Genomic DNA, 14,363 nt, shown 5'->3' with positions numbered 1-14,363 from the left:
CTAAATTTAACATTGCATTACATTATTACTAGGAGGATAACCATGAATGAACAAGGATTTTTCGTATATCATATCGTAACAAAGAAAAAAATGCATATCGGACAAATCATTCCTTTTAACAAAAATCAACACAATACTCTATATCACTTCTTTTTTGAAAGAGAACAATTAAATGCTAATGGTGAAGATGGCATACAAATTTTAAATAAACACTATAAAAATAACGAATTACATATAAATAATGAAAATGCTAAAGTAGTCATGAGTTATATGGATCAAACAATTAGAGCAGCTAGAGAAACAATTGTAGAAATGGTTAGACTACAAGAATTCCCTGAATATCCTTCCAGATTATCTTGTTTATACGCTGCAAAAAGCTATGAAGATGCTTTAAAATGGAAAGCATTATTTGATTCTTACAATCGAGAAGTTTTACAGATTGTTAAACTACAAGTAATCGGAAGTTCTTTTGAAGGTGACGGGAATCTTTTACCAAAAGAAGATGGTATTCCTTTTTCTCAAAAAATCGAACAAGCTAGAGAGTATTGGAAAGGAAATATTAGAAATGAACTTCCTGAGCTACTGATTAATGGAGAAATTGAAGTGGTGGAAATTATTGATGACTTCTCCTCAATTCATATTTAATTTCTAACTAAATCATATAGGATGGAGATTACAATGAAGAAAAAAGTGTACTTCAATCATGATGGCGGCGTAGATGATTTAATTTCATTATTTTTATTACTTCAAATGGAAAACGTTGAGCTTACCGGTGTATCTGTTATCCCAGCAGACTGCTATTTAGAACCCGCAATGTCTGCCAGTCGTAAAATTATCGATCGCTTCGGCAAAGGTAATATTGCAGTAGCCGCTTCAAACTCTCGCGGGCAAAACCCGTTTCCAAAAGACTGGCGGATGCATGCATTTTATGTAGATGCTCTACCAATTTTAAATGAGTCTGGAAAAGTTGTAACACCCGTGGTGGCAAAACCCGCGCATCATCATTTAATAGAAACGCTTCTACAAACGGAAGGAAAAACAACTTTATTATTTACTGGGCCCCTAACTGACCTTGCTCGTGCATTATATGAAGCTCCCATAATCGAAGATAAAATTGAACGTCTCGTTTGGATGGGTGGTACATTTCTTACAGCAGGCAATGTACATGAACCAGAGCATGATGGAACAGCTGAGTGGAATTCGTTTTGGGACCCTGAAGCAGTGGCTCGTGTATGGGATGCAAAAATTAAAATCGACTTAGTGACACTAGAAAGTACAAACCAAGTTCCGTTAACTAAAAACATACGTGAACAGTGGGCAAAAGAACGAAAGTATATTGGTATGGATTTCCTTGGTCAATGCTATGCAATGGTCCCCCCTCTCGTTCACTTCTCAACGAACTCTACTTACTATTTATGGGATGTACTAACTACCGCGCTTGTCGGAAACACTAACCTTGCAAAAACTGAAACGATTAATAGTATCGTTCATACATACGGACCAAGCCAAGGACGTACAGAGGAAACTGCTAATGGACGACCTGTAAATGTCGTTTATGATGTAAAACGTGATGTATTCTTTGAATATATTACTGAATTAGCAAAGAAAGCTTCTACTTGAACCACTATCTATACGAAAAATAAATAGAATAAAATCACTTCAGACGATGAACCCCTATATTTAGAATTTAGTTGAAACTACATATTTAACTATTGAAAAGAGTATTGAATTAAATTTCAATACTCTTTTTGTGCAATTTAATTATATTGGATTAATGTAGTGTCTTATTGATTATTCATTTCATAACCATTGACAAAATACGTTATTGTTTCTAACTCATCTTCATTTAATTCTCTATCTAGTTCTTGTTTATACACTGCCTTTATCTTCTCTTCATCGCCTTTATGAATTTCTGTATAAGTTCCTACTGTTTTTAACATACGAATCTCTTGTAAAAACTCCTCTCGATTTATCGCTTCCCCATGAGAAAGAATATATGTCTCAGCATCAAATTTCTCTAATTCATCTATCAATTTAAACGTTCTTTTCGTCGTATAGTTCCACTTCGAAGAAAAAATATCTGCATATATACAGTCTCCTAAAAACAATATCTTTTCTTCTTTTATGTACATAACAACAGAATCATGTGCATGATCTCCGCCCACATGTTTTAACACGCAGGTCACTTCACCAAGGTCTAATTCCATTTGATCCTGGAACGTTAAGGTTGGAGGAATAATGTTAATATTTCTCGCTTTTTCTTCAAACTCTTTCTTGATGCAATCCGCACAAAATTCAATTTCAGTACCCTCTTTTACGCGTGCGTCCAACGCTTCATCTGTCCATTCATAAGATACTATTGCCTGCATTTCTTTTTTCGTTTCAGCGTGCGAAATAGTTAATGCATTCCGTAATACAGATAATCCAAAAATATGATCCCAATGCCAATGCGTTAGTGCTACAAAATCAGGATTCGATACATTTTGTTCTTTTAACATTTCTAAAAATAATTGTGCATGTTCTTCTGAATTCCCTGCATCAATCATTAAAGTTTTTTCTTTTCCAACAACCATTCCTAATATAGGTCTATCCGTTTCAGAAACTGGTGTCATATACCAAAATGAGTTTCCTATTTTTTTAATTTGTTGCATAACCAATTCCCCTTTTCATTTTCTCACTTAAATTTAATATATAAATTATAACGAATCACTACTTTTTTCTCTATACTCAAACACAATTACTTGGACTAATCCAACTTAATTTTTCGTAAGCTAAAAATAAGGGAATAGAATCGGAGTGTGATACTATGGAACGTTTATGGATCCCAATGATTGTAACATTTTTTTCGTTCGGTGGATTACTGTTAGGTGGTGCTGTTGGAGTAGCAACACGCCAACTCATTGAAGAAAAGATGCATCGTTTATACGCATTATGTGGTGGTATTTTATTCGGGTTATTATCACTTGAAATTATCCCTGAAACATTTTCAAGCTATGAAATAATTGGGCCTATACTTGGTATAGCCATCGGTATTTTAGTTATGAGCTTATTAGATAACTATTGTCATCATCCAATGATACATAAAAAAGATCAACAAGCATGGCAAACCTTCCTTTTTCTCTCTTTCGCTATATTTATTCATAATATACCTAGTGGATTTGCGTTAGGTACAGCTTTTATAAATCCTAATGACTCTGCCATTCCCTTTTTAATAGCAATCGTCGTGCACCATATTCCAGAAGGATTAGCTTTAATTATTCCATTTCTTTTTACAAAGCATAAATATATTTCCTTTTTATTAACGACTTTATTACTTTCTCTTATTCTCGGTACTGGTACGGTTTTTGGAATTTTGATGGAAGGAAAAGCTCGTCACCTGCAAGGCCTCATTATGGGAAGTGCTATTGGTTCACTTGGATATGTCACAATTCATGAAATGCTTTGGAAAGCTAAGAAACAGCTCTCTTTCCTTACATTTCTAATGTGGGCAACTAGTGGTTTTCTCCTAATAATAGCGTTTACTCTACTAGCTGGACATCACTAAATTAAACAAAAAAGATAGCTGAAAACAATTTGTCTTCAGCTATCTTTTTTATTCTTTCTATCTCTCTATAGAAAGAATAATTCCAGCAATCATAGAACTAAGTCGCTCTAAAATATTCCCTAGAAAAAACGTGCATACACTTTGTTTCGAAATAACTGTAGCATTTCTTTCATACTTCGGGTCGTTTCTCTTAATAAAACATTATCATTTTAGTAATTTATTGGAAATAACATTATGTTTTTCGACCATTATCAATCTTTTCCTTCTTTATAAAAAACATAAAAAGAGCCCTATTTTCAAAACAAGGACTCTTTTCATAAACTATTTAGCTACCTCTTCTTTCGGCATTACCATCCCTTTATAAAGTTGAACAGTTATCCAGTAATAGATGAAATAAATGACTAAGAAGATTCCTATTGGCACCCACACTTTTACAAACGGATCAACTAATATAAAGCTGAATAAGTTAAGCCCCACTAAAACGTGAGAGATGCCAATGATTGCTGGGAAGATAAATAAATATGAAATTTCTTTATATATACTTTTCGTTAACATACTACGTCTTACGCCGATTTTTCGTAACATTTCATAACGGCGTACATCACGAGAAGCACCTGTTAATATTTTGAACATAAGGGAACTCGCCATCATTGCTAAAAAGGCAATTCCGAGGAAAAATCCCATAAACATTGTTCCGCTCATGAAGCTGTTCATAAACTGATAAATTGTCATTTTCGTAAATAAGTCTACCTTTGCACCTGTTGCTTTTTCAATTTGTTCTTTTTGTCTCTTGTCTATTTCGATCAATAACGGTTTATATTTTTTCATATCATCTACTTTTGCTAATGTTACAGTGTGTTCTGTTCCTTGAATCCCTTTATAATGCTCTTCGTCTGCAATTCTTACTGGTTTTCCGCTAAATTGATTATGCGTAATTTGTATCTCTCTTACAACTGCGTCTTCCCAATCCTTTGGCATTTGAGGGAATTTTGCTAATTCAGGAGCCTCTAAAGCTGAATATACAGGTTCAGTTAAAGGTTCAGTCACACGTTTACGAACAGGCTCTTTTAAAGTTTTTGTATCAAAATGGTCTGAAACAAGTGGTGGTTTCGCAGTTAAGTCGTTACGTAAATAATAAACCGCTTCTCCATCTACTTTATATTTGTAATTGCTCTCTTCAACAATTTCCATTTCTTTCAAGGCCGCTTTGTCTTGATCATTCGGATCATGAATTACAACATCATATACACGAGAAAAGTCTGTCATAATACCTACATTTTTTTGGAACGCCATACCTGCAGTCATCGCACCTGCTCCTAATGCAATTAACATCGCTACAGTACCTAATACTCTCGATAAACTATTTACTCGAAAGCGTAGCTGTGCATATGTAAAACTATTTAGACCAATTTCATTTCGTTTTTTATTCCCTTTAATTTTCATCACAAAAAATGGGAGTAATGAACTAAAGATAAAATATGTGCCAAGTGTTGTAACGATGGTTGCTATAATAAAACCTAATTCAGCATATATTTTTACATTGATCATAAAATAGTACCCTGTACTTACCAGTAATACACCAAGTACTGTCATTATAATAATGCGAGTTTTACTTTTCTTCACTTCATCTAGTGTTTCATCTTCACGAATTAACTCTAGTTCAGTTTTACGTAACAATCGGACGCTGTTCATTAAGCCAGTAATGAAAAATAGTATTAAGAAGAAAATAGCTGTAACTAAAATTGCTGGTGTGTATACAGATGCGTAACTACCTTTTGCTGAAATTTCCATTCCATTCATTAAAAAGTTTCCTGCTACACTTGCAAGTAACATCCCTACTACAATACCGATAATAATACTTACAATCCCCATACCGAATGTTTCAATAAATAATAACTGTGCTACTTTTTTCTTTTTCGCACCAAGCATCATGTACATACCGAGTTCTTTTCTTCTTAACGTGAGCAAGAAAGAGTTGGCATATATAATATAAAATACAGTAATGAAAGATAATAGTATTGCACCTACCCAAAAGACGAGTCTAATACTACTAATTAGGCTATTATCTTTCGTAAATTCACTATTCATCGCCATCGTTTGGAACATGTAGAAAATACTAATACTAATAACGAGACCAATAAGTAAAACCATATAATCTTTTAACATCTTTTTCATACTATGACGTGATAATTTAAATAACATAGTTTCGCCCCCTACTTAGACTCAGCAGCTGAGCCCATATGAGCGAGCACACCTAAAATGTCTTGATAGAAATTCTCTCGAGTGCCTTGACGATTTAATTCTTTATAAAGAAGACCATCTTGAATAAATAAAATACGCTCACAATAACTTGCACTAAATGCATCGTGTGTAACCATTAAAATACTTACATTGTGATTTTCATGTAAATCTTGCATCGCTTCTAATAAACTTTTTGCGTTTTTACTATCAAGCGCTCCTGTCGGTTCATCTGCTAATACAATTGCCGGATTATGTACTAAAGCTCTTGCCGCCGCTGTTCTTTGTTTTTGTCCTCCAGAAACAGCAGTCGGATATTTTGTTAAAATTTCAGTGATGCCTAATTTTTTTGCAACGTCATTTACCTTTCCAGTAATCTCACTGGACGGTACGCCTTGCAAAGAAAGTGGTAAAGCGATATTTTCATAAATTGATAAATTTTCTAGTAAGTTAAAATCTTGAAAGATAAAACCTAATTTTTGCGATCGAAAATCTGATAATGCATTACCTTTCATAGAAGTAATATTTGTTCCAGCTATCGTCACACTACCACCTGTCGCCTGGTCAAGTGTACTTATCACATTAAGTAAAGTCGTTTTTCCAGATCCAGAAGGCCCCATAATCCCGACAAATTCTCCTTCTTTAATACTTAACGATACGCCCCTTAATGCTTTTGACTGATTCTCATTTCTTTTCCCATACGTTTTTTCTACACTTTCTACAGTAACTACATTTGTTGACATCTCTTTCACTCCATCCCTTTTGTATAAAATCAATTTCTCACATATTTCTTATTATTTTGTCATGTGAATTCTTAAGAATTTTTTAATTATGCATTCAATAAGAGTTACATCCGTAACATGAACCTATTTCCTACTTCATATTCTCATTTTTCTACAACTCGTTCCCTCGATTTCGCTTACATTTACCTTACATTTTTGTAAGATAAAAAAGAAAACACACTAATTTTTAATAGTGTGTTTTCTTTACAATCAATATTCTCTATTCTTTATTTCCTCTTCAATCCTTGCCACAAATACATCTAGCGCAACAACTTCTGACTTCTCTTCCCCATATTTACGTACATTTACAGCTCCGCTTTCCATTTCCTTATCCCCAATAACAAGAAAATACGGTACTTTTTGCATTTGTGCTTCTCTTATTTTATATCCTAATTTTTCATCTCGTGCATCCTGTTCAACACGAACTCCAGCTTTTGCTAATTTATGTGCAACCTCACTGCAATATTGTTCATGTACTGCATTTGAAACCGGAACTACTTTCACTTGAACTGGTGCCACCCATGCCGGGAACGCACCTCCAAAGTGCTCAATTAATATTGCTAAGAAGCGATCTAATGACCCTAAAACTGCCCTGTGAATAACAACTGGTCTTTTCTTATCATTATTTTCATCTATATAATTTAAATCAAATTTCTCTGGCATTTGGAAATCAAGCTGGATTGTTCCGCACTGGTGACTTCTATTTAAAGCATCTTTAATATGAAAATCAATTTTCGGCCCGTAAAATGCACCGTCACCTTCATTTAGTCTATATTTATAATTTAGCGATTGTAATACATTTTCTAATGCTGCTTCTGCTTGCTCCCATAATTTATCATCACCCATTGAATCTTCTGGACGAGTAGAAAGCTCTACTTCATATTCGAATCCAAAAGTTTTATATACGTAATCAATTTGCGCCATTACGGATTTAATTTCATCTTCAATTTGTTTTGGAGTTACAAATAAATGTGCATCATCTTGGCAGAAAGTACGTACTCTTAATAATCCGTTTAACGCACCACTAAATTCATGACGATGTACTTGACCAAATTCACACATACGAATCGGTAATTCACGATAAGAATGCAATTTATTTTTAAACATAAGCATGTGCCCTGGGCAGTTCATCGGTTTTAATGCAAAACTTTTATTATCTACTTCAGAGAAATACATATTATCTTTATAATGTCCCCAGTGCCCTGATCTCTCCCATACTTCTTGGTTCATCATGAACGGAGTGCGTACTTCTTGATAATTGTACTCTTTTTGAATTTCTCTTAAAAATGCTTCCAATTCGTTTCGAATAATTTGTCCTTTCGGTAAATAAAACGGCATTCCCGGAGCCTCTTCAGAAAACATAAATAACTCAAGCTCACTTCCCAACTTACGATGATTTCTTTTTGCTGCTTCTTCAACGAAATGTAAATACTCTTCTAATTCTTTTTGAGAAGAGAATGCAACACCATATATACGCTGAAGCACTTGGTTATTACTATCACCTCGCCAATATGCACCGGAAACGTGAGTTAATTGAAATGCTTTCAAATAACCTGTAGATGGTAAATGTGGTCCTCTACATAAATCTACAAATTCACCTTGTTTATATAGTGTTACACTTTCTCCACTAGGAATTGCTTCTAAAATTTCTAATTTCAAACTATCATCTATTTCTTGAAACAGCTTAGCTGCTTCTTCTCGAGAAACCTCAACTCGTTCTATCTTTATATTTTCATTTATAATCTTTTTCATTTCTTTTTCGATTTTTCGTAAATCTTCTATGTTTACACTACTTGGAAGATCCATATCATAATAAAATCCATTTTCAATAACAGGCCCTACTCCAAGATTTATATCACCATACAATCTTTTTACAGCTTGCGCTAAAATATGTGCCGCAGAGTGTCTTGCAATTTCTACACCTTCATTTGAATCTATAGTAATGATTTCCACTTCCGCATTTTCTTCAATATTTCGGCGTAAATCATATAATCCATCATTTACTTTCCCCGCGACTGCTTTCTTTTTCAAACTACTGCTAATGGATCCAGCAATTTCTTCTAAAGTAACTCCATTTACAAATTCTTTCACGCTACCATCTGGAAATTTAATTTCAATCATTTGTTCTTTCATTTTTCATCTCTCCATTTCATAATAAAAAGCACACTCATCCCTAAAATAGGGACGAGCGTGCTTATACCCGTGGTTCCACCCAGATTCCCATTGTAAACATACAATGGCTTCTTTTACGGTAACGTCGTTTATACGGCACTAGATACTTAATTTCCCCAGTGCAGCTCTAAGGTGGTAAGTTATTTTTCTGCGTTAGGAAGTTCTCAGCTTTCCTTCCTTCTCTGTATAACCGGGTAAAATAACTCGTGTCCTTTTCTTCGCTTATTATGAAATTGAATGCAAAAAAGCATATTCATCCCTAAATATAGGGACGAATATGCTTATATCCGTGGTTCCACCCAGATTCCCATCACAAAAAACATAATGGCTTCTTTTGCGATAACGTCGCATACACGGCACTAGATACTTAATTTCCCTAGTGCAGCTCTAAGGTGGTAAGTTATTTTTCTGCGTTAGGAAGTTCTCAGCTTTCCTTCCTTCTCTGTATAACCGGGTAAAATAACTCGTGTCCTTTTCTTTGCTTTTTGTAAAACATCCATTTATTGTTATTTAATATATCTTATTCATTTTATTTTTGCAAGTGTTTAAAAAAATTATTTATTTAATTTAAAAAGTGAAACCAAATTTTTTTGGTTTCACTTCACAATTTTACCAATCTTGTGGTTCGTAATTTAAGTCTGCAAATAGACGTCTTTTCTCTTTCTTCGTTAAATCTCTCCACTGTCCAACTGGTAAATTATTCAATTCGATATTCATAATTCTCGTACGTTTTAACGTGTATACTTGATAACCTAAAGCTTCACACATACGGCGAATTTGGCGATTTAGCCCTTGGGTTAAAATAATTTGGAACTCATATTTTGATAGCTGTGTAATCTCACAAGGAAGCGTTTTTGTTCCTAAAATTTTAACACCCGCTGCCATTTTCTCTAAGAAATCAGGAGTAATTGGCTTATCTACTGAAACGATATATTCTTTCTCATGTTTGTTTTCAGCACGTAAAATTTCATTAACGATATCACCATCATTCGTTAACAAAATTAAACCGTCTGAGTCTTTATCAAGACGTCCAATGTGACTAATTCGTAAAGGATGGTTCACTAAATCGATAATGTTACCTTTTACAGCTTTTTCACTCGTACATGTAATACCTACTGGTTTATTTAAAGCGATATATACGTGATCTCGAGCAATTCGAAGCTGCTCTCCATTTACTCGTACATCATCACCTGGATTTACTTGGTCACCAATTTTTGCAACCTTACCGTTAATAATTACTCTTCTCTCATTAATTAGTTTATCCGCTCCACGTCGAGACGCTTTTCCAGCTTCACTAATAAATTTATTGATACGCAAATTAGGCACATCCTTTTCTAAAAAAAATTTCAAGCTCACACTGCTTCTACCGTACAATACAAAAGGGTAAGCCTCCTATTATAACTTAAATATATTAACATGAAAGGGTATATAACGTCTTCTATTAATTACTTGTTTATAAGAAAATATCGTTATTATACAATCATTTATGCACTTTTTCAGCGTTTAATATACAAGCCATTCTTCCTTACATACAGCTTGTTTTCCTTTTATCTCTTCTATATCTTCATGAATATTAGCTAATTTATATAAATCTGGGAAAATCTCTTCCACATAATGTTGGTGCGCTATTTCATCTTTCCAATACGTTAACACTATGTAACGATTTTCATTTTTTAAAGACTTCCCAACTACTCCACCTAGCATTCCTTTTGCTTTTTCCATTCCTTTATTCCAAATTGTTTCTTGCTTATGTAAAAAATGCTTTTCCTTTTCCAACTTTACATCACATATAGCAACTCTTACGAATGCTCCCTCTATTACAATATCTTCCAAATGCATATCAGTTATATCATACAACGTTTGAAATAATTCAATTTCACATGAAAGAAACGTATCCTCTTGATTACTATTTAAATAAATTGTATCGTGAGAAGCATTCATAAATGATTGATATACACTTCTATCTTCCCATAAAGTAAATACACATGCCTCATCTTCATTCCATCCACCAAATTGTCCATGAAAACCATCTAGGTGCTGTATATCACGCCATTTTTCTTGCGCACTTGAAAATAATTCTTTTTTCTCTTCTTCCACTTTACAGTAGATTGTTTTTAGTAACATTTTTAATTCCCCCCTATGATCCGATCCATTTCCCACTCGCCATACTTTCTATTTTTCCATATACACAAACGTTAATTTTTTTGTTATCAACTCCATTACTTACTCGAAATTTGATGCCCTCCGTAAATGTTGTAAGTTAATTACCGGAATACTTACCGGGTAAAAATACATCTAAAATATAAAAATTAAAATCCCTTGCTTTGCTTTCTTATCCCGCTTATAGTTTACATAACATAATTATATATTACTGATTATCTATATCATTCAATAAAACATCCTATTTTTTATACTTGGTAAACTATCCACTCATTTTCATAAGAAATACTATTTTATTCTATACGCATAATAATTTTAATTCCAACAATTCAGAATTAAAATCCAAATAAGATAGGAAGTAAACAATCCTACATTATTATCTACTCCCTATCTCTTTTATCATCAATTATTTTTCAAATATAGAATACGTAATTTCTCCTGGATAATGTACTACCGTTACCTTCCGTTTTTCTTTTTTAAAACTAACAGTATGACCGTTTTCCCCTAAGTTCTCCCAGCCACTCGCCTTTGTAATTGGCATTACACTTATATATTTATAATCCTCTTCCTTTTCATCGTTAATATGGATTGCTGACATTGGTACTGGAAAATCTTCAATTTTAGATTCTTTGTCCAGATATATGAGTGCAAATAAGCCAACTAATATCATAGCCATTGAAATATTTGAAACTAGTTTTTTCTATTCATTTTCACTGAAAACCCTCTTTTCTCACATATTACTTTCATCATTTTACTAATCTTAGTTATTTATGTATATAAAAAATATAATTAAAATCAATTCTAGACTATATTCTCTATCATTAATACTGTTATTGTTATATATTATAATTAATAGATTTTAAAATTTTGGAGGCGTTACTCATTGAGGAATTTTTTTTCAAAAAAATGGTCAGTTGTAATTTCTATTTTTATTATTGCCAGTACGATTTTCTACACAATGATAGATAAAAATCATAACAAAAAAGCCACGGTAGAAACAATTGATACAAAAACATTCAAAACTAACCTGCAACCTAAAATAGATGAGTTAACTACAAATTATAATGACATCATCGAGAAAGATTGGTTGCCTGCTTGGGAGGATATTAATATAAACGAAGATTCGGTTGACAGGACTAAACTATTAAGTACAATGATTTCTGTTTCAAAGCAATATGAAACAATCATAAAAGAAATTGACACCCTACAAATTGAAGAAAACATAGTAGAAGTACATATACAAAAGCAACTAACCTATTTCACAACTGAATTTAAAACCGCATCTAACTTCATGAAAAATGCAGCAGATTTGATTATAACTGGAGCCAATAGCTCTACTCCAGCTAATGAAATAATTGAAAATGCTAAACACTCTTTAGAACTTGCCGATCAACTTATTGTCATCGCTTTATCCACCTTAGCTGAAGTTGAGGATAAATTAGGACTTTTGAAAAAATAGCATTCTTTACTATTTTAAAATAAAAAAATGATTGCATTTCATTAATTGTATAACTATAATGTTTTTATTGATTCTATACACATTCAATGCGTATAAGTTATTAATTTTATAATTCGGATGAACCATTCAGGAGAAGGTCTATTGATCTACCGACGGGGCAAAAAGTTGTAAAACCAACTTTGAAACTCTCAGGTCTTGGTTACAAGTAGAACTGCATGGGGACGAATCTCTGGAGAGACTCCCTTTCGCTTTATATAGCGCAGAGGAAAACGAGCACCGAAGGAGCAAATCCGCTACTATAGCGGATAATCTCTCAGGTAAAAGGACAGAGACAAGCGAAAGAAAATGCCGATTTGTATCGGTTTATTTTTCTATCCCTTGTTTCTCCAGAGACCATTTCATTTACTTGAAGTGGTTTTTATTTTTTTCTAAAAAAGGAGAATACAGATGGAGACAGTAAGTAAAGTGTTAGAACAAATCAATTACTATGTGTGGGGACTACCAACGTTGTTGTTACTCGTTGGTACTGGTATCATTCTCACAGTGCGTTTAAAAGGTTTACAGTTTAGTAAACTATTATACGCTCACAAACTAGCTTTTAAAAAATCAGAAGATACATCTTCTTCTGGAGATATTAGCCACTTCCAAGCGCTTATGACAGCTATGGCGGCAACGATTGGTATGGGAAATATCGCTGGTGTTGCAACAGCTGTGACAATCGGTGGTCCCGGTGCAATCTTTTGGATGTGGATTACTGCTTTGTTCGGGATGGCAACAAAGTATGCCGAAGCAATTCTTGCGGTGAAATACCGTGTTAGTAATGAAAATGGCGAATATTCGGGTGGACCAATGTACTATTTAGAACGTGGTTTAGGAAAGAAATGGCTTGCTGTTTTATTCGCCATATTCGGTACAACTGCTTCTTTCGGTATCGGTAATATGGTGCAATCTAACTCAGTTGCAGAGGCAATGCGAATTAATTTCTCTTTCCCCCCTGCTCTAACTGGTATATTGATGTCGTTTTTAATCGCTATTGTTATTTTAGGCGGAGTTAAAAAAATCGGGAAAGTGACAGGATATATCGTTCCTATTAAAGCTTTCTTTTATATCATTGCTGGCCTTATTATTATTTTCTATCACTACGATCAAATTCCAGAAGCATTTTCACTTATTTTTTCTGGTGCATTTACTGGTACTGCAGCTGCTGGTGGTTTTATCGGAGCAACAGTTGCATCAGCTATTCAAATCGGAATGGCGCGCGGTGTATTTGCGAACGAGGCTGGTTTAGGGAGTGCCCCTATTGCCGCGGCGGCTGCAAAAACAGATTCACCTGCAAAGCAAGCATTAGTTTCTATGACCGGTACTTTTCTAGATACGTTTATTGTATGTACAATTACAGGACTTGTATTAATTACAACAGGTGCATGGAAATCAGGTAAAACTGGCGTTGAAGCTACAACACTTGCATTCCAATCTGTATTCGGTACTGCTGGTAGTATGATTCTCGGTATCGCAATTATTTTATTTGCCTACTCTACTATTTTAGGCTGGTCGTATTATGGAGAAAAATGTGTAGCTTATTTATTCGGAGAAAGTGCTGTTAAATATTATAAAGCAATCTTTATCATCATGATTGCTATTGGTGCGAATTTAAAATTAGGCATCGTATGGACATTTGCGGATATTGCAAATGGACTTATGGCAATTCCAAACTTAATTGGTCTAATTGGATTAAGTAGTATTGTTGTCGCTGAAACGAATCGCTTTTTACAAGCAGAGAAATTAAAAGAAAGTCATAAAAAACAGGCAAGTTAATCAATAATAAAGGAATGATTCATACATAATGAGCATTCCTTTTTTTGTTTTCTTACTCAGTAAATATCATTAAAAATATATTTATATCAATCTTTCCCTTTTTTATTCCACTAAAAGTTTTTCACATAAATGACATAAATCGTATGGTCTAACTATATAGTTGAAAAGGAATGCGACATTAAAGCGTCGCTGA

Annotated in this window: 11 protein-coding genes, 2 pseudogenes, 1 riboswitch and 2 other annotated features; of the genes and pseudogenes, 5 read left to right on the top strand and 8 right to left on the bottom strand. The window is 33.7% G+C overall.

What is annotated here, in order from left to right:
- The first annotated feature begins 42 nt into the window (after positions 1-42).
- Complete coding sequence (locus tag NZ044_RS11735) at positions 43-645, top strand: DUF2441 domain-containing protein (RefSeq protein ID WP_001005235.1); 603 nt, start codon at positions 43-45, stop codon at positions 643-645.
- Positions 646-666: 21 nt separating this feature from the next.
- A complete protein-coding gene (locus NZ044_RS11730; RefSeq protein WP_118961908.1) occupies positions 667-1,620 on the top strand; it encodes a nucleoside hydrolase in 954 nt (317 codons plus the stop codon).
- A gap of 164 nt (positions 1,621-1,784) precedes the next feature.
- Here NZ044_RS11730 and NZ044_RS11725 read toward each other — a convergent pair whose 3' ends face one another.
- Positions 1,785-2,651, bottom strand: coding sequence for an MBL fold metallo-hydrolase (locus NZ044_RS11725; protein WP_001184095.1), 867 nt, complete (start codon positions 2,649-2,651; stop codon positions 1,785-1,787).
- 155 nt (positions 2,652-2,806) lie between these two features.
- Between NZ044_RS11725 and NZ044_RS11720 the strand changes: the two genes are divergently transcribed.
- Positions 2,807-3,544 carry a ZIP family metal transporter gene (locus tag NZ044_RS11720; RefSeq protein WP_340949756.1) on the top strand — a complete coding sequence of 246 codons (738 nt, stop codon included), beginning with the start codon at positions 2,807-2,809 and terminating at the stop codon, positions 3,542-3,544.
- A gap of 72 nt (positions 3,545-3,616) precedes the next feature.
- On the opposite strand, the pseudogene NZ044_RS11715 reads toward NZ044_RS11720, so the two are convergent.
- From NZ044_RS11715 to NZ044_RS11685, 7 genes and pseudogenes are all read right to left on the bottom strand, one after another.
- A pseudogene (locus tag NZ044_RS11715) lies at positions 3,617-3,717 on the bottom strand (MFS transporter); the annotation flags it as partial.
- A gap of 148 nt (positions 3,718-3,865) precedes the next feature.
- A complete protein-coding gene (locus tag NZ044_RS11710; RefSeq protein WP_000897903.1) occupies positions 3,866-5,746 on the bottom strand; it encodes an FtsX-like permease family protein in 1,881 nt (626 codons plus the stop codon).
- 11 nt (positions 5,747-5,757) lie between these two features.
- On the bottom strand, positions 5,758-6,525 hold the full coding sequence (locus NZ044_RS11705) for an ABC transporter ATP-binding protein (RefSeq protein ID WP_000106426.1): 768 nt from the start codon (positions 6,523-6,525) through the stop codon (positions 5,758-5,760).
- Between the two features lie 249 nt (positions 6,526-6,774).
- Complete coding sequence (gene thrS / locus NZ044_RS11700) at positions 6,775-8,697, bottom strand: threonine--tRNA ligase (protein WP_000663089.1); 1,923 nt, start codon at positions 8,695-8,697, stop codon at positions 6,775-6,777.
- Between the two features lie 44 nt (positions 8,698-8,741).
- Positions 8,742-8,964: a binding site (T-box leader), on the bottom strand.
- 36 nt (positions 8,965-9,000) lie between these two features.
- Positions 9,001-9,224 (bottom strand) — a binding site (T-box leader).
- Positions 9,225-9,345: 121 nt separating this feature from the next.
- Positions 9,346-10,053, bottom strand: a complete 708-nt coding sequence (gene rluF / locus NZ044_RS11695; protein WP_001222160.1) for a 23S rRNA pseudouridine(2604) synthase RluF — start codon at positions 10,051-10,053, stop codon at positions 9,346-9,348.
- 186 nt (positions 10,054-10,239) lie between these two features.
- Positions 10,240-10,860: a YdbC family protein gene (locus NZ044_RS11690; RefSeq protein ID WP_000925175.1), complete on the bottom strand. Its 621-nt coding sequence runs from the start codon at positions 10,858-10,860 to the stop codon at positions 10,240-10,242.
- 442 nt (positions 10,861-11,302) lie between these two features.
- Positions 11,303-11,646 (bottom strand): annotated as a pseudogene (locus tag NZ044_RS11685) (hypothetical protein).
- Between the two features lie 133 nt (positions 11,647-11,779).
- Here NZ044_RS11685 and NZ044_RS11680 point away from each other — a divergent pair.
- The gene (locus tag NZ044_RS11680) at positions 11,780-12,355 is read left to right on the top strand and encodes a hypothetical protein (protein ID WP_001243468.1); all 576 of its coding nucleotides are present in this window, start codon (positions 11,780-11,782) and stop codon (positions 12,353-12,355) included.
- A 219-nt stretch (positions 12,356-12,574) separates the two neighbouring features.
- Positions 12,575-12,694, top strand: a riboswitch (glycine riboswitch).
- A 108-nt stretch (positions 12,695-12,802) separates the two neighbouring features.
- Complete coding sequence (locus NZ044_RS11675) at positions 12,803-14,170, top strand: alanine/glycine:cation symporter family protein (protein ID WP_000451033.1); 1,368 nt, start codon at positions 12,803-12,805, stop codon at positions 14,168-14,170.
- Positions 14,171-14,363 lie beyond the last annotated feature (193 nt).

The sequence above is a fragment of the Bacillus sp. FSL K6-1338 genome (assembly GCF_038006965.1).
Taxonomy (GTDB): domain Bacteria; phylum Bacillota; class Bacilli; order Bacillales; family Bacillaceae_G; genus Bacillus_A; species Bacillus_A thuringiensis_S.
This window is presented reverse-complemented; position numbering and strand designations above follow the sequence as displayed.